The sequence below is a fragment of the Ferdinandcohnia sp. QZ13 genome (genome assembly GCF_031324165.1).
Taxonomy (GTDB): domain Bacteria; phylum Bacillota; class Bacilli; order Bacillales; family Bacillaceae_L; genus Ferdinandcohnia.
Genome location: NZ_JAVIVW010000015.1, coordinates 895,156 through 919,356, shown reverse-complemented (window position 1 = coordinate 919,356; position 24,201 = coordinate 895,156). Strand labels below are relative to the sequence as shown.

Sequence of the window (24,201 nt, the reverse complement as noted above, 5' to 3'; positions counted from 1 at the left end):
AAATGAAAAAATTATTGTTTGTATTATTAATTGGACTACTAACCCTTACATTAGCTGCTTGTGGATCAAGTGATGAGTCAAACGAAGGTGGCGACACAAAAAATGCAGAAGGCAATAAAGAATTAGTCGTTGGTGCATCAGCAGTTCCACATGCCGAAGTACTTGAACAAGCAAAACCTTTATTAAAGGAAAAGGGAATTGACCTTAAAATTGAAGTGTTTACAGATTACATTTTGCCGAACGTAGCACTTCATGAAAAAGAACTTGATGCAAACTACTTTCAAACACCAGGTTATTTAGAGTTACAATTAGAGGAAAATCCAGATTTTGATTTTGTAAGTGTTGGAGAAATTCATAAAGAGCCAATTGGAGTTTATTCTAAAGAATATAAAAGTTTAAAAGAGCTTCCTGATGGAGCAAAAATTATCATGAGCAACTCATTCAGTGACCATGGTCGTATTTTACCGATTTTTGAAAGAGAAGGTGTCATCAAACTTAAAGAGGGTGTTGGTAACCAAGCAAGGGTTGAAGATATTGTCGAAAATCCAAAAAATCTAGATTTCTCAACATTGATTGAAGCAAAGCTTCTTGCAACTTCATTTGAAAATGGTGAAGGCGACGCGGTTGTAATTAACACAAACTATGCACTTGAGGGTGGCGTAAATATCGCGGAGGACGGCATTGCCTTTGAAGGAGATGATGTGGTCCCTGCAAACTTAGTCGTTGTTAACAAAGGTGACGAAAACCGCGATGAAATTAAGGCATTAGTTGAAGTATTGAAATCTGAAGAAATTCAGAAATTCATTGAAGAAAAATATGCTGGTGCGGTTACTACAGTAAAATAATTTTTGAAAAAAGCTTGCCAATTGGTAAGCTTTTTTCAATTCTTGAATATTCGGGAGGAATACAAAGGAATCTGCCTTAATTCTTTATCTCGTGTTTATCATAAACCCAAACAGCTAAATAAGAATGGGTAGCTTAAAATACTGCGTTTTCTCGTCATTGTGGTAAAAAATTGGTAGTGTTACCATTGTAACTGTGTTAACATAACACGACAAAAAAGAAGGGATTGGTTCATTATCAATCGAATCCGTTTAAATTATACGGGCGAAATGGAAAAGGCAATGCATCAGGCACATGGAATTGGTTATGAGGACTACTGTCGAAAGTTCAAGGAACGTTTACGGGTCGAGAAAAACCGTGAACAAGAATATAAACAAGGTCGAATGATTGTAGCTCAACTTGACCGAAAAGTTCATTTTTAAATAGATAATCGGACGAAGAACCCAGTGCCCAACACTGGGTTTTCATATAGAATGAATTCACTAAATGAGTGAAAAATAAACCAAGGGGTAAAAGCGAAAGCGGTAATCCCCTTCTTCCTTACATATCTTATTAATTTATGTTATCTTAATGATGGACAAGTTTTAAGGAAGAAACATCTTACTTAAGGACTTATTATCATTCTCAAAAAATGATTGAAATTCATAATCAATAATCAATCATCTCATTATCAAAAATGTAATCTTATTCCCAATGTGTAAAGGTTGATAACACTTTGAATTTGTTATAAGATTGTAATGAGAATAAAATGAGAATAGAGTTTTGACGTTATTTGTCAATTCTATACAAAATATTTTTTGTCTAATGGAGGTAGTAGTTATGGCAGGATCTACTTTAGTAATAAAAGATCTTCATGTCGAAATCGAAGGCAAGGAGATTTTAAAGGGAGTAAACCTTGAAATAAAAGGCGGAGAAATTCACGCAATCATGGGACCGAATGGTACAGGTAAATCAACATTATCATCTGCAATCATGGGTCATCCTAAATATGAGGTTACAAGTGGTAGCGTTACTTTAGATGGAGAAGATGTATTAGAAATGGAAGTTGATGAGCGTGCACGTGCTGGTCTTTTCTTAGCCATGCAATATCCAAGTGAAATCAGTGGTGTTACAAATGCTGACTTCCTTCGTTCTGCTATTAATGCACGTCGCGAAGAAGGCGATGAAATCTCACTAATGAAATTCATCCGTACGATGGATAAAAACATGGAGTTCTTAGAGATGGATCCTGATATGGCTCAACGTTATCTAAACGAGGGCTTCTCAGGTGGAGAGAAGAAACGTAATGAAATCCTACAATTAATGATGATACAGCCTAAAATTGCAATCCTTGATGAGATTGATTCAGGGCTTGACATTGATGCATTGAAGGTTGTTTCTAAAGGAATCAATGAAATGCGCGGAGAAGAGTTTGGTTGCTTAATCATCACTCACTACCAACGCTTACTTAACTATATTACACCAGATAAAGTACATGTTATGATGCAGGGACGTATTGTAAAATCTGGTGGTCCAGAGCTTGCACAACGTCTAGAAGCAGAAGGATATGATTGGATCAAGAAAGAACTAGGAATTGAAGATGAAACTGTAGATCAAGAAGCGTAAGCGTTAGGAGGATTATTATGACAATCGATACGAAATTACCATTTGATAAAGATTATGTCAGAGGTTTTTCGTCTTCTCTTGGTGAACCAAGTTGGCTACAGGATCTTCGCTTACAGGCTCTTGAAAAAGCAGAAGACCTTCCAATGCCAAGACCAGATAAAACAAAAATTGATAAATGGAACTTTACACAATTTGCAAATCATGTTGTAGAAAGTACTCCATATCAATCAATTGACGAATTACCTGAAGAAATTAAATCTTTAATTCATGTTGAAGAAGAAAAGAATATATATATTCAACGTAACAATACACCAGCGTTTATATCTCTTACTGAGGATGTGAAAGCAAGTGGCGTTATTTTCACAGATATTCATACAGCTGCTCGTGAACACGGTGAACTTCTTCAAAAATACTTTATGACAGAAGCTGTTAAGGTTGACGAACATCGCCTTACTGCATTACATGCTGCATTAGTAAATGGTGGTGCATTCGTTTACGTACCTAAAAATGTTGAAGTATCCGTTCCAATTCATGCTGTATTTATTCAAGAAAATGGTGACGCGGCTACTTTTAACCATGTAATTGTTGTGGCAGAAGATAATAGTTCCGTTACTTATGTCGAAAACTATATTTCAACAACAGACTCTGCTAATACAGTTGTAAATATTGTATCTGAGGTAATTACAGGTGCAAATGCGAAAGTAACCTATGGTGCTGTTGATGCTTTAGCTACTGGAAATACAACTTATGTTACTCGTCGCGGAGTAATCGGTCGTGATAGCAAAATTGAATGGGCTCTTGGGCTCATGAATGATGGTGATACGATCTCAGAAAACATCACGAATTTAGTTGGTGATGGTTCGTTAGCGGATACGAAGACAGTAGTTGTTGGACGTGGTGAACAAAAACAAAACTTCACTACAAGAATTACACACTATGGTAAAAATTCAGAAGGATATATTTTAAAACATGGTGTTATGAAAGACAGCGCCAGCTCGATCTTTAACGGTATTGGGCATATTGAACATGGTGCTTCCAAATCAAATGCAGAACAAGAATCAAGAGTATTGATGCTTAGCGAAAAAGCTCGTGGAGATGCAAACCCAATTTTACTTATTGACGAAGATGATGTAACAGCAGGTCACGCTGCATCTGTTGGTAGGGTTGACCCAGTACAATTATATTATTTAATGAGCCGTGGTATTCCGCAGAAGGAAGCTGAGCGCTTAGTTATCCATGGTTTCCTTGCACCAGTTGTAAATCAACTTCCTATTGAAGGTGTTAAAAAGCAACTAGTTGAGGTAATCGAAAGGAAAGTAAGATAATGAATATCCAAGATATTCGTTCCATGTTCCCTATCTTAGATCAAGAAGTAAATGGAAAGCCACTTGTCTATTTGGACAGTGCTGCTACATCTCAAAAACCAGTTCAGGTTATTGAAACGATGGATCGCTACTATCGAGAATATAATTCGAATGTACACCGCGGGGTTCATACCCTTGGAACAAAAGCAACTGATGCTTATGAAAATGCGCGCGAAAAGGTTCGTAAATTCATCAATGCATCCTCTATTCAAGAAATTATTTTTACCCGGGGAACCACAACTGCAATGAATACAATTGCAGAAAGCTATGGGCGTGATAATCTAAAAGAGGGTGATGAAATTGTCATCACCTACATGGAACACCATGCCAATATTATTCCTTGGCAGCAAATTGCAAAACGCACTGGTGCAAAATTGAAATACATTCCTTTACAAGAGGATGGCTCAATTGATTTGAAGGATGTTGAAGCCACTGTTACAAATCAAACGAAGATTGTATCAGTCACAATGGTTTCGAACGTTTTAGGAGCAATCAATCCTATTAAAGAAATTACCGAAATTGCACATCGAAACGGAGCAATCATGGTTGTTGATGGTGCACAAGCTGCTCCTCATATGAAAATTGACGTGAGAGATCTAGATTGTGACTTTCTTGCTTTTTCAGGTCATAAAATGTGTGGACCAACTGGCATCGGTGTTTTATACGGAAAGAAAGCTTTACTCGAAAAAATGGAGCCAGTTGAAACTGGCGGTGAAATGATCGATTTCGTTGACCTTTACGAATCGACATGGAAAGAGCTTCCTTGGAAATTTGAAGCTGGAACACCAATCATCGCTGGAGCAATTGGATTAGGTGCTGCAATTGACTTTTTAGAGGATATTGGTCTTGATCAAATCCAAGAGCATGAGCATAATCTAGCAAATTATGCAATGGAACGATTGTCTCAAGTTGAGGGTCTAACGATTTATGGACCTAAACATCGTGCAGGACTCGTCACCTTCAATATTGATGATGTTCATCCACATGATGTTGCAACAGTCTTAGATGCAGATGGTATCGCGGTAAGAGCAGGGCATCACTGTGCGCAGCCTTTAATGAAATGGTTGAAGGTATCAGCTACAGCTCGTGCAAGTTTTTACCTCTACAATACAGAGCAAGAAATTGATAAACTAGTTGAAGGACTCATAAAAACAAAGGAGTATTTCAGCAATGGATTATAACATAAATCTTGATACCTTGTACCGACAGGTGATAATGGATCATTATAAAAAGCCGAGAAATCGTGGAGTTATTCAAGAGGGTGCATTAACAATCGACATGAACAACCCAACCTGTGGAGACCGTATTCATCTTACTTTAAAAGTGGATGATGGGATTGTTCAAGACGCAAAATACGATGGTGAGGGATGTTCGATCTCTATGTCATCCGCATCCATGATGACTCAAGCGATTAAAGGTAAAAAAATTGAAGATGCATTAAAGATGTCACAAATCTTCTCAGAAATGATGCTTGGAAATGAATATGATGAAAGCATTGATTTAGGAGACATTGAAGCACTTCAGGGCGTTTCAAAATTCCCAGCACGTATAAAATGTGCAACCTTAGCTTGGAAAGCAATGGAAAAGGGATTTAAGAACGAGCAAAATGAATCGTAAGTGACCCCTCGTAGATTTATTTCGAAAGTCACTTACAGAGAATGGAGTGAAGTAGAATGGCAAAGAAAATGCCTGAAATTGGCGATTATAAATATGGCTTTGCAGATAAAGACGTTTCCATCTTCCGTTCAAAACGTGGTTTAACAAAAGAAATTGTTGAAGAAATTTCCCGCATGAAGGAAGAGCCACAATGGATGTTAGACTTCCGTCTTAAATCCTTAGAGCATTTCTACAGCAAACCAATGCCACAATGGGGTGGAGACTTAAATAGCTTAAACTTTGATGAGATTACGTATTACGTAAAACCATCTGAGAAATCTGAAAAGTCTTGGGATGAAGTACCAGAAGAAATCAAAGCTACTTTTGATAAATTAGGTATTCCTGAAGCTGAACAAAAATACCTTGCTGGTGTTTCTGCTCAGTACGAATCAGAGGTTGTTTACCATAACATGAAGGAAGACCTTGAAGCTCTTGGAATCGTATTTAAGGATACAGATTCAGCTCTTAAAGAAAATGAAGATATTTTCCGTGAGCATTGGGCAACTGTAATTCCTCCAACTGATAACAAGTTCGCTGCATTGAACTCAGCTGTTTGGTCTGGTGGCTCATTCATCTACGTACCACCTGGTGTCAAAGTTGATACACCACTTCAAGCTTACTTCCGTATCAACTCTGAAAACATGGGTCAATTTGAGCGTACATTGATCATCGTTGATGAAGGTGCAAGCGTACACTATGTTGAAGGTTGTACAGCACCTGTTTACACAACAAACTCACTTCACAGTGCGGTAGTTGAGATTATTGTTAAAAAAGATGCGTATTGCCGTTATACGACCATTCAAAACTGGGCAAACAATGTTTACAACTTAGTTACAAAACGTACTGTTGTTGAAGAAAATGGAACAATGGAATGGATTGATGGTAATATCGGTTCTAGGTTAACTATGAAATACCCAGCATGTATCCTTAAAGGTGAAGGAGCTCGTGGTATGACACTTTCTATCGCGATCGCTGGTAAAGGCCAACACCAGGATGCTGGTGCAAAAATGCTGCATCTTGCGCCAAATACGACATCATCGATTGTCTCGAAATCAATTGCAAAACATGGCGGTAAAGTAACTTACCGTGGTGTTGTCCACTTTGGTCGAAGAGCAGAAGGTGCGCGTTCAAACATCGAATGTGATACATTAATTATGGATAATCAATCTACTTCTGATACAATTCCATATAATGAAATTTTAAATGATAATATTTCATTAGAGCACGAAGCAAAGGTATCAAAAGTATCTGAAGAACAATTATTCTATCTAATGAGCCGTGGTATTTCAGAACAAGAAGCGACTGAAATGATTGTAATGGGCTTCATCGAGCCATTTACAAAAGAGCTTCCAATGGAATACGCTGTTGAAATGAACCGTCTTATCAAGTTTGAAATGGAAGGTTCTATCGGATAACAAACACGTTCCACAAGGCAAGGGGAAACCCTTGCTTTTTTGTAAGATAGTATAAATTTTTGGGTCTACCACGGTCATTTGGACTGTGGATTTTTTTATGGAATGGAAAATTTATTTGCTGCATGGATTTATTAACCGGTGTTGCAGGTTGATCTTGTACCAGTTATTAAAGAACCGCATTGATAGTATTTTTGATTTTTGCCGGATTATCGTTTCATTTATTCTAGTAAGTAAACCTGACCTGTTTTTTATTTTACCCAGCCTTTGCTAGAGTTGCGGACTGATAGAACAAGGAAATTGCTATAGAAATTTGAAAAATCACCTTTAATATCAAGGTGGTTTTTTAATTTTTTTTATAAAAAAAAATTAATAAGTTGCGTATAGCGGAACAAGGGTGTTGCAGTAGGAACAAAGTCAGATTAACATCGAGTTAGATAGAAAAATCAGAACATTTCGAGAAAGGTGTTGAAAGCAAAAAGGAGGTATTGTCATATTTCATAAAACAAACATGTAAGCGTTTTAAAAGGTAGTTTTGAAATAGTAACCAATTTTAAATCACATAAGGGGGAATTGAAAATGGAGAAAAAGAAAACGAACTCAAAATGGAAATTAATTTGCCTGCTCCTTGTAACAATGATGCTTTTTGTTGCAGGCTGCGGAGGGGAAAAACAAAAATCTACCTCAACTGGGGAGAAACCTCAATCAACGGAAGGAGAAACAATTAAAATTGGTTTTGTCCTTTCCTTTACAGGTCCATTGGCACCATTATCCGACAGTATTAAAGAAGGGTTCGAACTATATTTAGAGGAACATGGTGGAAAATTAGGCGGTAAAAATGTAGAGCTTAAATTTGAAGATGACGAAGGAAATCCACAAGTTGGTTTAAGAAAATATCGCCAATTAGTTCATAGTGAAAAAGTAGACCTTCTAGTTGGAACAACTAACTCATCTATCGCTCTTGCATTACGTGATGAAGTAAATAAAGACCAAATTCCAATGATTATACCAAACGCAGCAGCAGATGATCTTAACTGGGGTAAAAAGAGTGATTATGTATACCGTGTATCTTGGTCTAACTGGCAAAATGGATACGCTCTTGGAGAGTATGTAGCAGAAAATGTTGGTAAAAAAGCGGTTATTATGGGTTCAGATTTCCCTGCTGGTATTGAAGTGTTAAGATCCTTTAAGGCTGCCTATGAAGAAGCGGGCGGTGAAGTAATAAAAGAACTTTATCCGAAATTAGGGACAAATGACTTTTCTACTTATTTACAGGAAGCATCTAGTCTGGAGCCAGATGTAATCTATTCCTTCTTTGCTGGTAGTGACGGTATTCGTTATATTCAACAATACAAGGAATTTGGTTTAAAAGATAAAATACCAATGTCTGGAACATTAGAGTTTGGTGATTTACTAATGTTAGAGCCTACTGGAGATGGTTCGGAAGGATATCTTGCTGGAACAGTATACTCACCTTGGTTGGAGAATGATTTAAACAAAAAATTTGTTGAAGCTTATGAAAAGAAATACGGAAAGCTTCCAAATACGTTCTCTGTTAATGGATATGACTCAGCAACTGTTATTGACAAAGCTCTAACTGCAGCAGGCAGCGTAGAAGCAGAAAAGTTAATCAAAGAATTACCAGGTATTTCTTATGATAGTCCACGCGGACCAAGTACAATTGATGAAAAAACGCATAACATTATTCAGAATATCTATATTACAAAAAATGTGATGAAAGATGGAAAACTTGTTCCTGAGGTAATTGAAACAAAAGAAAAAGTAACAATGCCGGAAACATCACCATTTGAATAATGGTTACTAAAAAATTCCGATAAACTAAATAAATGGGGCTGTCCAAAAAGACAACCCCATTTATTCATTAAGTCTGTTTTCGTAAACTTTGTTGTTTTTTGATATCAATGTACGAAGGGATTAGTAATTATTATCCTCCCAGTGATTTCAGCGGATGGTACGAGATCCTCGAAAATGCAGGCATTTTCTTCGTGCGGTGAAGTTTCAAGGAAGCAAACTCAACGTCCTGCGGGAATAGCGAGCCAAGCAAGACCCCGCAGTGAGGTACGAGCAAGGAGGCTTGCGGATCGCCCGCGGAAAGCGAGTACCAGGAGCGGAAATCACCCTATGTTTTAAAAACAACAATCTTTTAGATATAAGCCTTCATTAAAAAACTGATTATTCTACTACATTTTTAAAGGAAGAGAGGGGAGAGTCCTTGGATATAATTCTAGTTCAACTTATAACAGGTATTGCATATGGAATGCTGTACTTTATGATTGCAGCAGGGCTAACGATTATTCTAGGCGTTATGAATGTTGTCAATCTATCTCATGGAGCACTATTTATGCTAGGATCCTATTTGGCCTTTACCTTTATCAGCAATGGGATTAACTTTTGGTTTGCACTACTATTATCCGCTATTTCAGTAGGGATATTTGGTTTTATCCTTGAAAAAGTATTAATCAAACGTGTTTATGGAAAAGTGCTGCAGCAGGTGTTGCTGACATTTGGTTTAATGCTAGTTATTGCAGACTCAGTTAAGTGGATTTGGGGAACAGAAATGCAATTAATTCCAGCACCTGCATTTCTTAATATGTCCATCCCAATTGGGGATATGGCATTCCCGGTATTTCGTTTATTTGTTGTATTTGTTGGTATTTTATTAGCCGTTTTACTATGGTATTTAGAAGCAAAGACACGTGTAGGGGCAGTCATTCGTGCAGGGGTAGATGACCGCGCAATGGTTAGTGCTCTTGGTATTAATGTAGGATTTGTATTTACAGGTGTATTTATCTTTGGAGCAGCCTTAGCTGGATTTAGTGGTGTATTAGGTGGACCACTTTTAGGTATGTATACAGGAATGGATGCTGAGATCCTTATCACATCCTTAATAGTTGTTGTTATAGGTGGTTTAGGTTCATGGAAGGGATCGTTTATTGGTGCATTAATTATTGGGGTATTAGAAATATTTGGAAAAGTTTGGTTCCCATCCCTATCCATGCTCATTGTATTCTTAATCATGATGGTTATATTAATCATTCGCCCTCAAGGTCTATTTGGAAGAGAGGTGGCATAATTGAAGAAAAATATTCTTTATGCTGTATTACTTCTCCTCGTCGTTTTCATAGTGCCGCAAGTACTTTCTGATTTTGGAACGAATTTAACAACTGAAATTTTTATTATGGCAATGTTCGCCATGAGTTTGGGCTTAATTATGGGTTATGCTGGTCTAGATTCGTTAGGGCATGCTGCCTTTTTTGGAATTGGTGCCTATTCTGTTGCATTAATCGGGCAGTTTGTGACTAATACGTATTTAATCATTATTATCGCGGTTCTAATCGCTGGATTGCTTGCATTGATTACTGGGGCAGTATTTATTCGTACTTCTCAATTCTATTTTCTTATGATTACGCTTGCCTTTAGCCAATTAATATTTACTCTATTTTGGCAAATGAAGGATATAACAGGTGGAGCGGATGGGATGACTGTTTCCGCTATTATGAATCTGGGGTTTGGTGACATATTTGATCCGCAAACGATGTATTATGTGATGGGAATTATTTTTGTCGCTGTCTTTATTTTACTAAGATTATTCGTTGAATCTCCAGCAGGAAAAATCACGAAAGGCGTCATGGAAAATGAAGGACGTATGAGGGCACTTGGCTATGACGTTCGTGTTTATAAACTATTAGCCTATACCCTTTCTGGAGCATTAGCAGGGTTTGCTGGATCACTTTATTCCTTCTATAACGTTTTCGTCTCTCCAGAGTTATCTGGTTGGCTGTTCTCTGGTCAAGTAATGATCATGGTTATCATTGGGGGCGTAGGAACATTGCTTGGACCTGCGATTGGAGCAGGTGTATTCATCTTTCTACAAAACTTTATCAGTACCTATACGGAAAGATGGCCATTGATTTTGGGTGCCATTCTCATCTTCCTTGTCCTACTTGGAAAAGGCGGAGTCATCCAGTGGTTGAAATTAGGTGTCGATATGATTTTTAAAAGAAAACCCAAAAATAATCAGGTTTCCTCTACTAATCAATCAGAAAAGGAGGAGGTTATCAGTTGAGCTTACTAAAAGTAGATAAAATCAATAAATCATTTGGAACCCTACAAGTACTACATGATGTATCATTGGAAGTAGAGCCAGGCGAACGCCATGTTATCATTGGTCCAAATGGTGCTGGGAAAACAACTCTTTTTAATTCTATTACAAACCATCTTCCGATTACTTCGGGAACGGTGCATTTTGAAGGGAAAGATATTACAAATCTTCCTGCCCATAGATTAGTTCATTTGGGGATGTCACGAACATTTCAAAAGAATAATTTATTTGGTGATTTAACGGTGGAAGAAAATATTCATCTTGCCTTGGCAGCCAGGAAAAAATATCGTCATGATATATGGTTTTCCCTAACTAGTCGTTCTGATATAAAAAAAGAAACAAATGAGATATTAGAAGAATGGAAGATAACTCATCGCCGTGATGTAAAAATAAACAATTTATCCTATGGGGAACAACGTTTACTAGAAGTACTATTGGCGATGGCTAGTAAACCAAAGCTTCTTTTATTAGATGAACCAACATCAGGAATGTCTCCAGCAGAAACAACTCAAACTTCTGAGATGATTCAAAGACTGCCACGCTCGATGGCGTTAGTAGTAATTGAACATGATATGGACGTAGTCTTTGCGATTGCAGATCGAATTACTGTACTTCATCATGGCGAGCCAATTTTAACTGGTGCTCCTGAAGAAGTTAGAAATAGCGAAATGGTAAAGGAAATTTACTTCGGTGGAGGGGCGAAAAAACATGCTTGAGTTACAAGATGTTCATTCCTATTATGGAACAAGTCATATCCTTCAAGGGGTTACATTTAACGTGCCAGAGGGAAAATGTGTCGCACTTTTGGGGCGAAATGGAGCAGGAAAAACAACAACGATTCATACTATATCTGGTCTCGTCAAATCAAAACGCGGTACCATCACTTTTAAAGATAAACAAGTACAAGCATTACCAACACACCAAATTACTCGTCATGGCATTGGCTTAGTACCACAAGGAAGAAGAATATTTCCTTCCCTCACCATTAAAGAAAATTTAACGATGCCTGCTCGGAAAGGAAAAGGAAATAGTAAAGCAGTAAACTGGGATATCGATAAGGTTTATGAACTATTCCCAATTCTTAAGGAACGCGAAAATAATATGGGTACGCAGCTATCAGGTGGACAGCAACAAATGCTGGCAATTGGACGGGCATTGATGACTAATCCGCAGTTTCTTTTAATGGATGAGCCATCTGAAGGACTCGCCCCGGTTATTATTGATCAAGTGGGTGAGATTGTGAGTAGGCTAAAAGAGACCGGACTTTCGATATTAATGGTTGAGCAAAATATTTCACTTGCCTGCCAGGTAGCGGATGAGATCTTAATCATGAACAAGGGTACGATTGTTTGGAATGGTACACCAGATGAATTGTTAGAAAATAAGGACATTCAGCATAAATATTTGGGAGTTTCGTAGCTTCCACAAAAGGTAGACTCAATCTTGAGTCTACCTTTTGAATAATGTATTCCTTATTTCTTCGAAGACAATAATCATAGATCCTTATATATTGGACAGAATGTCGACTAAAAACTTAAATAGATACCACAATCAACATCTTCTATAGAAAATTGGCGAGTACTGGCTTTACCAATTCCTCCACTGCCTCCTGGAATAGACGCTTTATTACCAACTAACTGCAAATCCATAAAGCACCCCTATAGATAAGAGACGTTCTATAAATCTACCTGATCTCAAGAAACCGCTTATCATATCCTAATCGTTCAGATGCTTCATTGCTTGCATTCACAACTTTTTTTGCAATATCAGGTACCTTATAGTCTGGCATACGTTGAAGAGGCCCAACTACATTTATAGCAGAGACCACTTTCCCTGTATAATCACGGATAGGTGCTGACACGGATCTTGTTCCTTCGGTTAATTCCTCAGTACTGATTGCATATCCTCTTTCTCGGATTACCTGCATTTCTTTCCGCAACTCATCGGGATCTGTAATACTTTTGCTTGTATAAGCATGCAGCCCACGTTCGATTACCTTTTCGACAAGATTACTTTCATTATAAGCAAGTAGGACTTTCCCTGAGCTCGTGCAGTAAGCAGGGTTTTTTCTTCCAAGATGGGTAAGGATTCGAACTGGATGACTGCATTCCTCCTTATGAATATAGATTGTATCCGTACCATCCAGAATGGATAAATGTGCGGTTTCCCCGGTATCGTTCACTAATTTATGTAGCAGGGGGGCTGCTTCTTTATGAATTTCCAAGTGATTCGTAACAATCCCACCTAATGTTAATACGGATAGTCCAAGTTTGTACTTTCCAGTGCTTTTTTCTTTTACTACAAAACCTTCATGGGCTAGTGTAGTAAGCAACCGACTTACTGTGCTTTTCGCTAGACCGAGAGATTCTGAAAGATCACTTACCTTTTGTGTTGGTTCAAAAGTAGAAAAGCTTTTGAGAATACGTAGTGCATTACTGACGGATGAGAGAATTTGTGGATTATTTCTTTCCTTAGACATTTTCCAATCCCCTTTCGTGAGCAGTTCCATATAGTGGAAGTTTTATGTGAGTAATTATGCTGAGATAAAATTGTTTATGTTCTAAATATTCTATCATTTATAGTTGGTTGTGTACATGAAAACGGTAACATTTAAGATTTTTTAAAGGGATTTTCTTTCTTTTTTTAAAACAATCTCATCTGTCCCACATAGAGGGATTTAGCACATTGTGATAGGGAATCGGGTTTGGTGGTGGCTTTATACCGAAACTCGTTCTTTTTTGCATGTAAGAGAGACAAATGAATAAACCAAGGAAATAATTTTTCGAGTTGTTTTAATTTTTTAACTATTGTTCCACATAGAGGAATCTAGCGCTTTTGTTTGCATTTTCACGGCCATATAATAGGAACTAGAACAGGAACAAAATCCTGCAAGCCAAAAAATCTATATTTTTGTCTGATAAATTATTTGAATTATGGCAGAAAAATGTAAGCGATTTCCATTCTGATAATTTATCCAAAATCTAAAAAGAAAAATGGGAGGTATAAAATTATGACTTTATCAAATGCAAAACAAAAAGAGGTAGAACTTACTGAACTCGATTTGAAATTATCGAATGTTGCACACATTGGTCACGCATCAATCAATGTGACTAACCTTGAAAGATCCACATGGTTTTTCACTGAGGTTCTCGGGCTGCATGTATCCGCAGAAGAAAAAGACAAGGTTTATCTTCGAGCATGGCAGGATTGGGACCATCACACATTAATTCTCAATAAGTCCGAAACATCCGGTCTAGACCATTTTGGTTGGCGAGTTAACTCAGAAAAGTCGCTTTATGCATTCGAAAAATCGTTAAAAGAATCAGGAACAGACTATGAGTGGATTGAAGGTGGTACTGAACTAGGACAGGGGGATGCTATCAAATTCCACAGCCCAGCTGGTATTCCTGTTGAGCTATATTGGGAAATGGAAAAGTACTCTAACCCACTAACAGCCTCTAAATTGCCAAGTCACCCAATGAAATACACTGGAAAAGGTGCAGCACCTCGCCGTTTTGACCATGTGAATGTAATGGTGAATGATGTTGCAAATGAACAGGAATGGTGGACAAATTTCCTAGGAATCCATCATCGTTACTATATCCAAAATGAAGTAGATGTTCGCCTAGGCTCATGGTTAAGCAAAACAAATATTGCACATGAAATTGCACTCATGCGTAACAGTAATCAAACAGGTGCACTTCTTCATCACGTAGCTTATTTCTTGGATTCCCCTGATGAATTGCTGCGTGCACTGAATATCATGGCTGAAAATGACATCAAAATCGAGTGGGGACCTGGAAAGCACGGTACAAGTGGAGCACAATTCCTTTATGCCTTTGAACCTTCTGGAAATCGAGTTGAACTGTGGACAGGTGGAATGCTTATTTTTGCACCAGACTGGGAGCCGATTGAATGGCAATCAGGAACGGGGCAGTTTGGACTTGATATGTGGGGAAGCACACCACCGAAAAGCTATTTAACTTATGGTACGGAAATTAAGAAATAGAATGATTGTTTGTTTAATTTTAAGAAAGGAGGTTTTATAGCTTTGACAAAAAAATTACGAGTTGATTTTCATACCCACATCATTTCGGAAGATTTCCCTGACTTGGCAGCAAAATATGCAGATGAACGGTTTCCGGTTTTACACAATACCTGCAGCTGTGGTGCTGAAATTAAGATACAGGGTAAAACGTTTAGAAAGATAACCGACCAGACATGGGATCCTGAAAAACGGATTGAAGACATGGATAAGGAAGGTGTGGATATTCAGGTACTGTCACCGATTCCTGTTACCTTCGCCTACTGGTCAGATTCACAAGCCGGATTAGAGCTTGCCCAGTCACAAAATGATTTCATCGCTTCAGTGGTTAAGAAATACCCGGATCGATTTATTGGAATGGGCACAGTCCCACTACAAGATGTACAACAGGCGATAGCCGAGATGGAGAGGGCTATTAATGAACTAGGACTGAAAGGAATTCAGATAGGATCGAATGTCAACGGACAGAATCTAGATGACAATTCCCTGTATCCTTTTTTTGAAGCGGCAGCAGAATTGAATGTTCCACTTTTTGTCCACCCATGGGCAACACTAGGGAAAGAAAGGCTGCAACGTTTCAATTCCATGTATACAGTCGGAATGCCATCAGAGACAGCTCTAGCGGCAGGAAGCATTATTATGAGCGGGATGCTAGATAAGCTTCCAAATCTTAAAATTTGCTTTGCACATGGTGGGGGCTCCCTTCCATATATCCTTCCAAGAATGGATAAAGGCTGGGAAGTCTGGCCGAATACCAGGAATACAGAAAAACCTCCGAGCTTTTACGCCAAAAAACTGTATTATGATTCACTCGTTTACGATTCGGATAATTTGAAACTTATGATTGATCGATTTGGGACAAAGCAAATTATTGCAGGATCTGATTATCCATTCCTACTACGTGAAAAGCCGGTTGGAAAGGTTATTGACAGCCTTGAGGATATTTCAGAAGAGGATGCAAAATTAATGCTTGGACAAAACGCATTGGATTTTCTTGGATTAAACAAATTGGTAAAAAATTGATTGTAAAACGAGGGTAGATCATGTACTAGCAGGACCTGTGCTGTTAATTGTAAGCAGAAGTGCTATTGATTTGATTTAACACAACGCTAGTTTTCCTTACATGAAATCTAAGGTTTTTATATAATGAAAGTATTAGCTTGAAATGCACCATGCGGACGAAACCGTATGGTGCATTTTATATTTTAGTAGATTTGGTCATGGTGCCCAAAAGCGATCTGAGTTGTATTAACAAACTTCCTCTAAGTGTTAAAATATATGATATAGTTGCTGATTATATAAGAATAATGGAGGTGAACCCATGATCTACATTGGTGTAACTGGATGGGGAGATCATGATAGCCTATATGCTGCAGGGACCTCGCCAAGGGATAAACTTAAGGAATATGCTGGTCATTTTCCAATCGTCGAGGTGGATGCGTCCTTCTACGCGATACAGCCTAAACGGAACGTAGAAAGGTGGGTAAAAGAGACACCAGATTCCTTTCAATTTATTGTAAAGGCCTATCAGGGGATGACAGGCCATCAGCGTGGCGAAATTCCATTTGAATCAAGAAATGACATGTTTGATGCCTTTCATTTGTCACTTGAACCGTATCAGCAAGCGGACAAGCTCGCTATGGTTTTATTTCAATTTCCACCATGGTATGATTGTAAACGTGAAAATGTGGACTATCTGCGGTGGTGTAAGCAACAAATGGGAGATATCCCAGTTGCTCTTGAATTTCGCCATCAATCTTGGTTCTCACCACAGCTACATGATCAAACCTTATCGTTTATGAAACAAGAAGGGTGGATCCATAGTATATGTGATGAACCACAGGCTGGCTCTGGTTCGATTCCACTGGTCCTTCACCCAACAAATCAACAGAAAACACTTGTGCGTTTCCATGGTCGTAATGTTCACGGATGGACTAAGCCGAACGAAGGCAATTGGCGTGATGTCAGGTACTTATACAAGTATAATAAGAAAGAGCTAGAAGAATGGGTTGATCACATACAACAACTTAACAAAGAAAGTGAAACCATTTATGTGTTATTTAATAATAACTCAGGTGGAGATGCAGCTGACAATGCCAAACAGTTTATTGATATGCTCGGAATCGAATACCTAGGTCTTGCCCCACGGCAATTAGACTTTTTTAGTTAATACGAATATTTAACCAGGTTTTTAAAGGAGGTGAGAGGATTGATTGAAACAGTACATATTTATCATACAAACGATCTCCATAGCCATTTTGATCGATGGCCGAAAATCACAAAATATATAACAGAAATGAGACAGCTTCACCAACAAAACAATGAAGAAATGTTATTAATGGATATCGGAGACCATATCGATCGCTTTCACCCGATTTCAGAGGCTTCCTATGGAAAAACGAATGTTAAGCTTTTAAACCAGCTACAATACGATTATGCAACCATCGGCAACAATGAGGGAATTACAATGTCCTATGAACATCTTGATTCTTTATATGAAGAAGCTGAATTTAAGGTATTGCTTGCAAATCTTTTTGACCAAAACGGAAGGCTTCCAAATTGGGCTCGTCCCTATGATATCTACGTCTTACCAAGCGGTTTTAAAATTGGAATGATTGGTTTAACGGTTCATTATATTGGTTTATATAAGCTGCTTGGCTGGAATATAAAAGACGCACTTGTAGTTTTAAGGGAAACACTTGATGAACTAAAAGATCAGACAGATATGATTCTGTTATTGTCTCATTTAGGGATTAATGAAGATGAACAAATTGCAAGCCGCTTCCCAGAAGTTGACGTTCTACTTGGTGGGCATACCCATCACCTTTTAGAAAACGGAAAACGAATTAACAATACATTGCTATGCTGTGCACAAAAATATGGGAATTACATCGGTCATGTCACACTTAAAATTGATACAGAACAAAAAAAGCTTATTGAAAGTACAGCAAATGTAATCCCAACAAAATCGCTTCCAGACAGCAAAAAAACGAATGAAATCCTTTCACACTATTTATTGGAAAGTACTCAACTTTTAAAAGATGATGTTATCGCGGTAATTGACGAACCATTACTAAGCAATTGGTTTGCTGAAACGTCATTTTCTAAACTTTTAGCCGAAGTGCTCCGTGAATGGTGTGATGGAGATTTATCAATGGTTAATGCTGGCCTATTGCTTGATTCGCTTCCAGTCGGAAAAGTAACAAGAGAAGACCTACATCGAATCTGCCCACATCCAATCAATCCTTGTAAGGTATGGGTAAAAGGTGATGAACTGAAGGAAATCATTTTGCAGGCCAATACAGATGAAATGGAAAACCTTAGAATTAAAGGTCTAGGCTTTCGTGGAAAGGTAATGGGCAAAATGGTGTATGACGGGGTTCAACTCGAAACTAAAAAGCTCTCAGATGGAGTAGACCATATCACGAATATAAAAATTAATGGTGAAGAGATAGATCCTGAAAAAACATATTCCATCGCAACAATTGATATGTTTACATTCGGATTGCTTTTTCCAGTCATCAGGGATGCAAAGGAGAAAAAATATTATATGCCAGAATTTTTGAGGGATCTTTTAGCAGAAAAAATAAAATCAATTGGTAAAAAGGTCTAAAGAATCCTAGCCAAAAGAAGTACGTTAAAGATAGGTCTATGACAAGTACCTATTTCTAACACAATTCCTTTCTCTATACATAAATTAGTAAGGAAAGGAGTGTGCTAGGAATGGTCTCAATGACACCAATCATAATTGATAATCATCAATTTACAGCCATTACCGTTAAACTACCTAAGACAAACTTTATGGCAGTCACAAATGAAAATGGCTACATTATGTGTGGTGCTCTCGACGTTGCACTATTAAATGAAAAACTTAAAGATCGAGGCATTATTGCTGGTAGGGCAGTTGGTGTTCGTTCAATCGAGCAATTACTGGATGCCCCCCTTGAATCAATCACATACGAAGCAGAGAAAAGAGGCATTTCAATAGGAATGAAAGGCAAAGACGCCTTATTAAAAATGATCTAAACCAAACACCTGAGAAGGTATTCAATATAAATAAGAAGCAATTACAAACAGAATATTGTTAAAAAAATAATTATCGTACATCCTCCCTTACTTGCATACATATAGCATGTAAGGGGGGATTTTCTTTTGGCAAAATACAGACGTCGCCTACAACCAAGAAGGAAAGGGCCCTTGCCTTTTCGTTACGTCATTTTAATAACCATTGTCTTTTTTATCTTCTCGACGTTACTCGGATTATTTATTATTAATAAAGCAATTGAACCTGCGCTCATGGCATATGCTGAAAATGAAACAAAAAAGGTTGCTGCTACTGTTATCAAAAATGCGATAAACCAACAAATAAATGAGGAAGCATTAGTTCAAGAGGAATTAAGTATTGTCCAAACAGATGAAACGGGAAAAGTCATTAGTTACAACACACAGATCGTTAATAAAATGGCGACAGAGACCCTAGGAAACATTGAAAAATACTTAAAGTATGTAAATGAGGGTGACATTCAAAAACTTGAATACCCAAATTTAGAACTTGAAAAAGATGATGCAACAGGGCAAACAGGATTTGTTTTTAAAGTACCGCTAGGTGAAGCATCAAACAATGCTATCTTAGGTAATTTAGGTCCGGAAATTCCAATTCGATTTCATATGGTCGGTTTTGGAGAAACAACGCCACAAGGAAGAATTGATGAGTGGGGAATTAATAATGGATGGTTTCAATACAATGTATTAGCCACTGTGACCATGCAGGTTATTTTACCATTTTCAACAGGCGAGGTTGAAATCGAAACCATTATTCCTGTGATCAATCAAAATATATTGCACGATGTTCCTGAATTCTATAACAATGGTAGTGATTCTTCACCTTCTATTGAAATTCCAACAGATTAACAAAAAATGCTATATTAGAATAATTGATTTATAGAGTGTAATGAATTATACTACAAAAGGAAATCAAAAATGAATAAACCACCTTATCGGATCGATGAGGTAGAGGTGCGGAATATATGAGTATACTATGTGAGGATGACAACGAGGATCATAGTTGAAAGGATTTTTCGCCGAAGCAAAAATAAACTTGTCAATGTTATTTTTGTTGGGGTTGCCTTGAAAAAGGGTAACACTGTCATTATAGAGTCGAATCTATAATGGAGGGCTACTGATCGTGATGGAGGATAACATAACATTACTGGGAGTAATGATAGTTATTTTCTATCATTACTCTCTTTTTATTTGTATAAAATATCTCTATCACCACGTACAAAGAGCCCTCTGTGAATTATCAAGTTTTTTGGAGGATCATATTATGTCAGGAACTATTTATTCAATTATCCCACCAATCATTGCTCTTCTTATGGTTGTCTTAACTCGGAAAGTACTACTTTCACTTGGAGTCGGAATTGTGTCGGCTGCCGTCGTTCTACACGGAAAAATTTTACTAAATGATGGAATCGGTGCGTGGCTGCAAAACATTATTCTCACCATTTGGAATAGCTTTAAAGCGGTCTTTGTTTCAGAAGGTGCACTAAATACATGGAATGTATATATTATCTTATTTTTATTCCTACTAGGTATTATCACGGCCTTCATTTCAATCTCAGGAGGAAGCCGCGCCTTTGGTGAATGGGCTCAAACAAAGGTTAAAACAAGAACAGGTGCACAGCTGTTAGCTGCAGTTTTAGGTATTATTATTTTTATTGATGATTACTTTAATGCGTTGGCTGTTGGACAAGTGAGCAGACCTATTACAGATCGGAACAAGGTTTCACGTGCAAAACTAGCCTATATTATTGATTCAACATCTGCACCAATATGTGTGGTCTCACCGATTTCAAGCTGGGGTGCTTATATTATTGCAATCATTGCACCAATTCTAGTAACACATGGGATATCTGAAGTTTCACCATTATCAGCTTTTATACAAATCATCCCCATGAATTTATATGTAGTATCAGCGATGTTAATGGTCATTGCGGTTGCAGTATTTAATATTAATATCGGAAGTATGAGGGTTCATGAAAATCGAGCAATGACTACTGGAGAGGTTATGGATCCCCAAAAGCCAGTACTTGGAGAATTAAAACAAGAATTGCCTCAAAGTGAAAAAGGCTCTGTAGGAGATTTAGTTTGGCCAATCATGGCATTAGTTATTGGTACTGTCGGTTCCTTATTTTGGACAGGCTATAAAGCTTCAGAAGGTAATGTAACGATTTTTTCAATTTTGGAAAACACAGATGTAACTGGATCTCTATTATACGGTGGCTTATTTGGAATTATGATCACCGTACTATTATTCCTTGTCCAAGTCTATGCAAAAAATGCAGTTAGTATAAGTCTTCTCCCTAAGGGGATCATTGAGGGAATTAAATCAATGCTTCCTGCTGTCTATATTTTATTATTTGCATGGGTGATTGTTGATTTAATTGGGCAGATTGAAACGGGAAAATATTTGGCTGGTCTTGTTGAAAAATCTAATATAAATATTGCCTTTTTACCTGTTATCCTATTTGTTGTAGCAGGTATCATGGCATTTGCTACAGGAACATCTTGGGGAACTTTCGGAATGATGCTCCCAATCGCTGGGGATATCGTAGCCGCGTCAGACCTCAATTTAATGCTTCCTGCTCTTGCTGCTGTATTAGCTGGTTCTGTATTTGGTGATCACTGTTCACCAATTTCGGATACAACCATTCTTTCATCAACAGGTGCAGGCAGTCATCTTATTGATCATGTGATAACCCAACTTCCATACGCCATCATTTCTGCTGTTTTCGCAGCAATTGGTTATGTCGTATTAGGTCTAACTGGCAATACCATGTTAGGATTGCTTACGACTGTCGTATTATTTGTTCTCTTTGTAATTACAATAATAAACATGAAAAAGGCATAAAAATACTATTCGATTTTTGCTTAGTGAATGTAAATAATATGTATGAGACAAGGGAAATAGAACCTTTGTCTCTTTTTTATAAAAAATAAATCGAATCTTAAAATAACTTTTGACACGGGAATAAAGACTGGCTATACTAATAGATAGATTATAGACAATAATCTGAATATATTAAAATTTCCAACTTCAGTCTAGTGCTAAAGGGCTACCACGGTAATGGACTAAAGTGGAAAAGGGGAGGTTTGTTTTATGGATAATCGTCCACAATGGGGGACGCGGGCAGGCTTCGTATTAGCCGCTATCGGTTCTGCGATTGGCCTGGGTAATATATGGAGATTTCCATATGTTGCTTATGAAAATGGAGGAGGTGCTTTCTTTCTACCATACTTATTTGCCATTTTAACAGCAGGAATACCGATCCTAATTCTCGAATTTACAATTGGACAAAAATTTAGAGGATCAGCCCCTTTGTCATTTTTCCGTTTAAATAAGAAGATGGAATGGCTCGGTTGGTGGCAAGTATTCATATCCTTTGTCATTGCAACCTATTATGCAGTCATTATCGCATGGGCAATATCCTATACATTCTTCTCGTTTAATAAAGCATGGGGTGAGGATACAGGAGGCTTCCTATTCTCTAAATACTTGCATTTAGCGGAAACACCTGGAGATGTCGGTGCACCAGTTCTTGGAGTTTTTGGACCATTGGTTGTTGTTTGGGCAATTACTCTATTTATTCTATTTAAAGGTGTTAAAAAAGGAATTGAAAAGGCGAATAAAATCTTTATTCCAACATTATTGGTGATCTTTACAATCATCGTAATTCGTGCTGTAACACTCGAAGGAGCAAGTGCAGGTTTAAATGCATTCTTCCAACCTAACTGGGATGCCATCATGGATGGGAAAGTTTGGGTTGCCGCATACGGGCATATTTTCTTTAGTTTATCAATTGGTTTTGCAATTATGATTACTTATGCAAGTTATTTACCTAAGAAGTCCGATGTAGTGAACAACGCATTTATTACTGGTTTTGCAAACTCAGGATTTGAATTATTAGCGGGTATTGGTGTATTTGCAGCTCTAGGTTTCATGGCAGCACAGTCAGGGGTACCTGTAGATAAAGTGGCAACCGCAGGTGTTGGTTTAGCATTTGCAGTTTTCCCACAAATTATTAACCAAATGCCTTTTGGCGAGTTTTTCGGAGCTTTATTCTTTTTATCTTTAGTATTTGCCGGATTAACATCCCTTATTTCAATCTGTGAGGTATTCATTGCCGCAGTTCAAGACAAATTTAAAATTAGTCGTAATAAATCTGTGATATACGGTGCTGGTTTAGCATCCCTTATTTCGATCCTGTATTCAACAAATGGGGGCTTATACTTCCTAGATGTTGTTGACTACTTTATCAACCAATTCGGTATTGCAGTTGCAGGATTAGTTGAAGTTATTCTAATTGCATGGGTCTTCAAGCAAATGAATCCATTGCAAGCACATGCGAATGCCGTTTCAGATATGCGTGCTGGCGGATGGTGGAAGTTCTGTCTGGGAATTGTAACACCAGTCGTATTAGGATATATGATGTTTGACTTATTCAAGCAAAATATTCTTCAACAATTCGAAACTGACTCTGGAAACTATGAAGGGTATGTAACTTCATTCATCCTCTTCCCGGGTGCATTTATTGCTGTTGGAGTCATTGTACTCGGAATAATCGTATCGCTCAAAAAATGGAGTCGTGCCACATTAGAGGAGAATTATTCTTCTAGTAGCGACAAGGGGGTAGGACTATGACCGGTGGAGCAATTGCAATGATGATTATTGGAATGGTTATTCTTTGGGGAGGTCTTGCAGCAAGTATCGCATATGCTGGAATAAAGGCGAAACAAGCAAAGCAAGCAGAGTAAATTATAAAAAGAGGGTCAAAATAGATCGGAAAAAAGGCTGTGGTATTATTTTCACCACAGCCTTTTTACTTTTGGTTTAGGAAATTATAAAGTTTATCATTGTGGATAACTTTAATTGGGTGTATCCTAGTCCAGCTCCAGCACCTAGCCCCTCGAGGTCATAAGCCAATCGCTTCGGAAGGCAAAAAGCGCCTTCTGTCAGCGCTCGTCTTATTGCTTGTCGGACTTGCACAGGACAAGGAAAGCTTCGACAGCATGATCCTCGCACGAAGAAAATGCATAGCATTTTCGAGGAAGTGCTGACATCGACGTTTGCCACAGGACGTGGCAGTAGTTAGT

At 37.8% G+C, this 24,201-nt stretch carries 23 protein-coding genes and 1 riboswitch; of the genes, 21 read left to right on the top strand and 2 right to left on the bottom strand.

Annotation, left to right across the window (positions count from 1 at the left end):
* Positions 1–2 precede the first annotated feature (2 nt).
* The 12 genes from RGU12_RS18325 (at position 3) to RGU12_RS18270 (ending at position 12,422) form a co-directional block, all read left to right on the top strand.
* Positions 3–845 carry a MetQ/NlpA family ABC transporter substrate-binding protein gene (locus RGU12_RS18325; protein ID WP_309537305.1) on the top strand — a complete coding sequence of 281 codons (843 nt, stop codon included), beginning with the start codon at positions 3–5 and terminating at the stop codon, positions 843–845.
* 279 nt (positions 846–1,124) lie between these two features.
* Positions 1,125–1,265, top strand: a complete 141-nt coding sequence (locus tag RGU12_RS18320) for a YuzK family famiily protein (RefSeq protein WP_309537304.1) — start codon at positions 1,125–1,127, stop codon at positions 1,263–1,265.
* A gap of 397 nt (positions 1,266–1,662) precedes the next feature.
* The gene (gene sufC / locus RGU12_RS18315) at positions 1,663–2,448 is read left to right on the top strand and encodes a Fe-S cluster assembly ATPase SufC (RefSeq protein WP_116352931.1); all 786 of its coding nucleotides are present in this window, start codon (positions 1,663–1,665) and stop codon (positions 2,446–2,448) included.
* A 17-nt stretch (positions 2,449–2,465) separates the two neighbouring features.
* The gene (sufD, locus tag RGU12_RS18310) at positions 2,466–3,773 is read left to right on the top strand and encodes a Fe-S cluster assembly protein SufD (protein WP_309537303.1); all 1,308 of its coding nucleotides are present in this window, start codon (positions 2,466–2,468) and stop codon (positions 3,771–3,773) included.
* On the top strand, positions 3,773–4,993 hold the full coding sequence (locus RGU12_RS18305) for a cysteine desulfurase (protein WP_309537302.1): 1,221 nt from the start codon (positions 3,773–3,775) through the stop codon (positions 4,991–4,993). The genes sufD and RGU12_RS18305 overlap by 1 nt, the downstream gene beginning before the upstream one ends.
* Positions 4,983–5,429 (top strand): Fe-S cluster assembly sulfur transfer protein SufU, encoded by a 447-nt coding sequence (sufU, locus tag RGU12_RS18300; RefSeq protein ID WP_309537301.1) that lies wholly within the window; start codon positions 4,983–4,985, stop codon positions 5,427–5,429. Before RGU12_RS18305 ends, sufU begins: the two co-directional genes overlap by 11 nt.
* Before the next feature lie 56 nt (positions 5,430–5,485).
* Positions 5,486–6,883 (top strand): Fe-S cluster assembly protein SufB, encoded by a 1,398-nt coding sequence (sufB, locus tag RGU12_RS18295; protein ID WP_309537300.1) that lies wholly within the window; start codon positions 5,486–5,488, stop codon positions 6,881–6,883.
* Positions 6,884–7,459: 576 nt separating this feature from the next.
* Positions 7,460–8,695, top strand: coding sequence for an ABC transporter substrate-binding protein (locus RGU12_RS18290; protein ID WP_309537299.1), 1,236 nt, complete (start codon positions 7,460–7,462; stop codon positions 8,693–8,695).
* A gap of 418 nt (positions 8,696–9,113) precedes the next feature.
* Positions 9,114–9,974 carry a branched-chain amino acid ABC transporter permease gene (locus RGU12_RS18285; RefSeq protein WP_309537298.1) on the top strand — a complete coding sequence of 287 codons (861 nt, stop codon included), beginning with the start codon at positions 9,114–9,116 and terminating at the stop codon, positions 9,972–9,974.
* Complete coding sequence (locus RGU12_RS18280) at positions 9,975–10,967, top strand: branched-chain amino acid ABC transporter permease (protein WP_116352938.1); 993 nt, start codon at positions 9,975–9,977, stop codon at positions 10,965–10,967.
* A complete protein-coding gene (locus tag RGU12_RS18275) occupies positions 10,964–11,719 on the top strand; it encodes an ABC transporter ATP-binding protein (protein WP_309537297.1) in 756 nt (251 codons plus the stop codon). The genes RGU12_RS18280 and RGU12_RS18275 overlap by 4 nt, the downstream gene beginning before the upstream one ends.
* Positions 11,712–12,422, top strand: coding sequence for an ABC transporter ATP-binding protein (locus RGU12_RS18270; RefSeq protein WP_116352940.1), 711 nt, complete (start codon positions 11,712–11,714; stop codon positions 12,420–12,422). Before RGU12_RS18275 ends, RGU12_RS18270 begins: the two co-directional genes overlap by 8 nt.
* A 107-nt stretch (positions 12,423–12,529) precedes the next feature.
* On the opposite strand, the gene RGU12_RS18265 is transcribed toward RGU12_RS18270, so the two are convergent.
* Entirely contained in the window at positions 12,530–12,652 is a 123-nt protein-coding gene (locus tag RGU12_RS18265; RefSeq protein ID WP_309537296.1) for a hypothetical protein, read from the bottom strand.
* Between the two features lie 35 nt (positions 12,653–12,687).
* Positions 12,688–13,482, bottom strand: a complete 795-nt coding sequence (locus tag RGU12_RS18260; RefSeq protein ID WP_116352941.1) for an IclR family transcriptional regulator — start codon at positions 13,480–13,482, stop codon at positions 12,688–12,690.
* 531 nt (positions 13,483–14,013) lie between these two features.
* On the opposite strand from RGU12_RS18260, the gene RGU12_RS18255 reads away from it, so the two are divergent.
* From RGU12_RS18255 to RGU12_RS18215, 9 genes are all read left to right on the top strand, one after another.
* Positions 14,014–15,012, top strand: a complete 999-nt coding sequence (locus RGU12_RS18255; RefSeq protein ID WP_309537295.1) for a VOC family protein — start codon at positions 14,014–14,016, stop codon at positions 15,010–15,012.
* 42 nt (positions 15,013–15,054) lie between these two features.
* Entirely contained in the window at positions 15,055–16,071 is a 1,017-nt protein-coding gene (locus tag RGU12_RS18250; protein WP_309537294.1) for an amidohydrolase family protein, read from the top strand.
* Between the two features lie 298 nt (positions 16,072–16,369).
* Complete coding sequence (locus RGU12_RS18245; protein ID WP_309537293.1) at positions 16,370–17,218, top strand: DUF72 domain-containing protein; 849 nt, start codon at positions 16,370–16,372, stop codon at positions 17,216–17,218.
* A gap of 39 nt (positions 17,219–17,257) precedes the next feature.
* Positions 17,258–18,661, top strand: a complete 1,404-nt coding sequence (locus RGU12_RS18240; protein WP_309537292.1) for a bifunctional metallophosphatase/5'-nucleotidase — start codon at positions 17,258–17,260, stop codon at positions 18,659–18,661.
* A gap of 110 nt (positions 18,662–18,771) precedes the next feature.
* Positions 18,772–19,074, top strand: a complete 303-nt coding sequence (locus tag RGU12_RS18235) for a YunC family protein (RefSeq protein WP_309537291.1) — start codon at positions 18,772–18,774, stop codon at positions 19,072–19,074.
* A 171-nt stretch (positions 19,075–19,245) separates the two neighbouring features.
* Entirely contained in the window at positions 19,246–19,959 is a 714-nt protein-coding gene (gene yunB, locus RGU12_RS18230) for a sporulation protein YunB (protein WP_309537290.1), read from the top strand.
* A gap of 92 nt (positions 19,960–20,051) precedes the next feature.
* Positions 20,052–20,235: riboswitch (Lysine riboswitch) on the top strand.
* A 139-nt stretch (positions 20,236–20,374) separates the two neighbouring features.
* Entirely contained in the window at positions 20,375–21,958 is a 1,584-nt protein-coding gene (locus RGU12_RS18225; protein ID WP_309537289.1) for a Na+/H+ antiporter NhaC family protein, read from the top strand.
* A 249-nt stretch (positions 21,959–22,207) separates the two neighbouring features.
* A complete protein-coding gene (locus tag RGU12_RS18220) occupies positions 22,208–23,749 on the top strand; it encodes a sodium-dependent transporter (protein WP_309537288.1) in 1,542 nt (513 codons plus the stop codon).
* Positions 23,746–23,862 (top strand): MetS family NSS transporter small subunit, encoded by a 117-nt coding sequence (locus tag RGU12_RS18215; protein WP_116352958.1) that lies wholly within the window; start codon positions 23,746–23,748, stop codon positions 23,860–23,862. The genes RGU12_RS18220 and RGU12_RS18215 overlap by 4 nt, the downstream gene beginning before the upstream one ends.
* Positions 23,863–24,201: the final 339 nt, after the last annotated feature.

What these genes read in the sequence shown, in the direction of transcription:
- sufU (WP_309537301.1), top strand. Translation starts at nt 4,983, where the DNA reads ATGGATTATAACATAAATCTTGATACCTTGTACCGACAGGTGATAATG.
- RGU12_RS18325 (WP_309537305.1), top strand. Translation starts at nt 3, where the DNA reads ATGAAAAAATTATTGTTTGTATTATTAATTGGACTACTAACCCTTACA.
- RGU12_RS18235 (WP_309537291.1), top strand. Translation starts at nt 18,772, where the DNA reads ATGGTCTCAATGACACCAATCATAATTGATAATCATCAATTTACAGCC.
- RGU12_RS18215 (WP_116352958.1), top strand. Translation starts at nt 23,746, where the DNA reads ATGACCGGTGGAGCAATTGCAATGATGATTATTGGAATGGTTATTCTT.
- RGU12_RS18320 (WP_309537304.1), top strand. Translation starts at nt 1,125, where the DNA reads ATGCATCAGGCACATGGAATTGGTTATGAGGACTACTGTCGAAAGTTC.
- RGU12_RS18270 (WP_116352940.1), top strand. Translation starts at nt 11,712, where the DNA reads ATGCTTGAGTTACAAGATGTTCATTCCTATTATGGAACAAGTCATATC.
- RGU12_RS18305 (WP_309537302.1), top strand. Translation starts at nt 3,773, where the DNA reads ATGAATATCCAAGATATTCGTTCCATGTTCCCTATCTTAGATCAAGAA.
- sufD (WP_309537303.1), top strand. Translation starts at nt 2,466, where the DNA reads ATGACAATCGATACGAAATTACCATTTGATAAAGATTATGTCAGAGGT.
- RGU12_RS18265 (WP_309537296.1), bottom strand. Translation starts at nt 12,652, where the DNA reads ATGGATTTGCAGTTAGTTGGTAATAAAGCGTCTATTCCAGGAGGCAGT.
- RGU12_RS18290 (WP_309537299.1), top strand. Translation starts at nt 7,460, where the DNA reads ATGGAGAAAAAGAAAACGAACTCAAAATGGAAATTAATTTGCCTGCTC.
- RGU12_RS18260 (WP_116352941.1), bottom strand. Translation starts at nt 13,482, where the DNA reads ATGTCTAAGGAAAGAAATAATCCACAAATTCTCTCATCCGTCAGTAAT.
- RGU12_RS18225 (WP_309537289.1), top strand. Translation starts at nt 20,375, where the DNA reads ATGTCAGGAACTATTTATTCAATTATCCCACCAATCATTGCTCTTCTT.
- sufB (WP_309537300.1), top strand. Translation starts at nt 5,486, where the DNA reads ATGGCAAAGAAAATGCCTGAAATTGGCGATTATAAATATGGCTTTGCA.
- RGU12_RS18245 (WP_309537293.1), top strand. Translation starts at nt 16,370, where the DNA reads ATGATCTACATTGGTGTAACTGGATGGGGAGATCATGATAGCCTATAT.
- sufC (WP_116352931.1), top strand. Translation starts at nt 1,663, where the DNA reads ATGGCAGGATCTACTTTAGTAATAAAAGATCTTCATGTCGAAATCGAA.
- RGU12_RS18255 (WP_309537295.1), top strand. Translation starts at nt 14,014, where the DNA reads ATGACTTTATCAAATGCAAAACAAAAAGAGGTAGAACTTACTGAACTC.
- RGU12_RS18220 (WP_309537288.1), top strand. Translation starts at nt 22,208, where the DNA reads ATGGATAATCGTCCACAATGGGGGACGCGGGCAGGCTTCGTATTAGCC.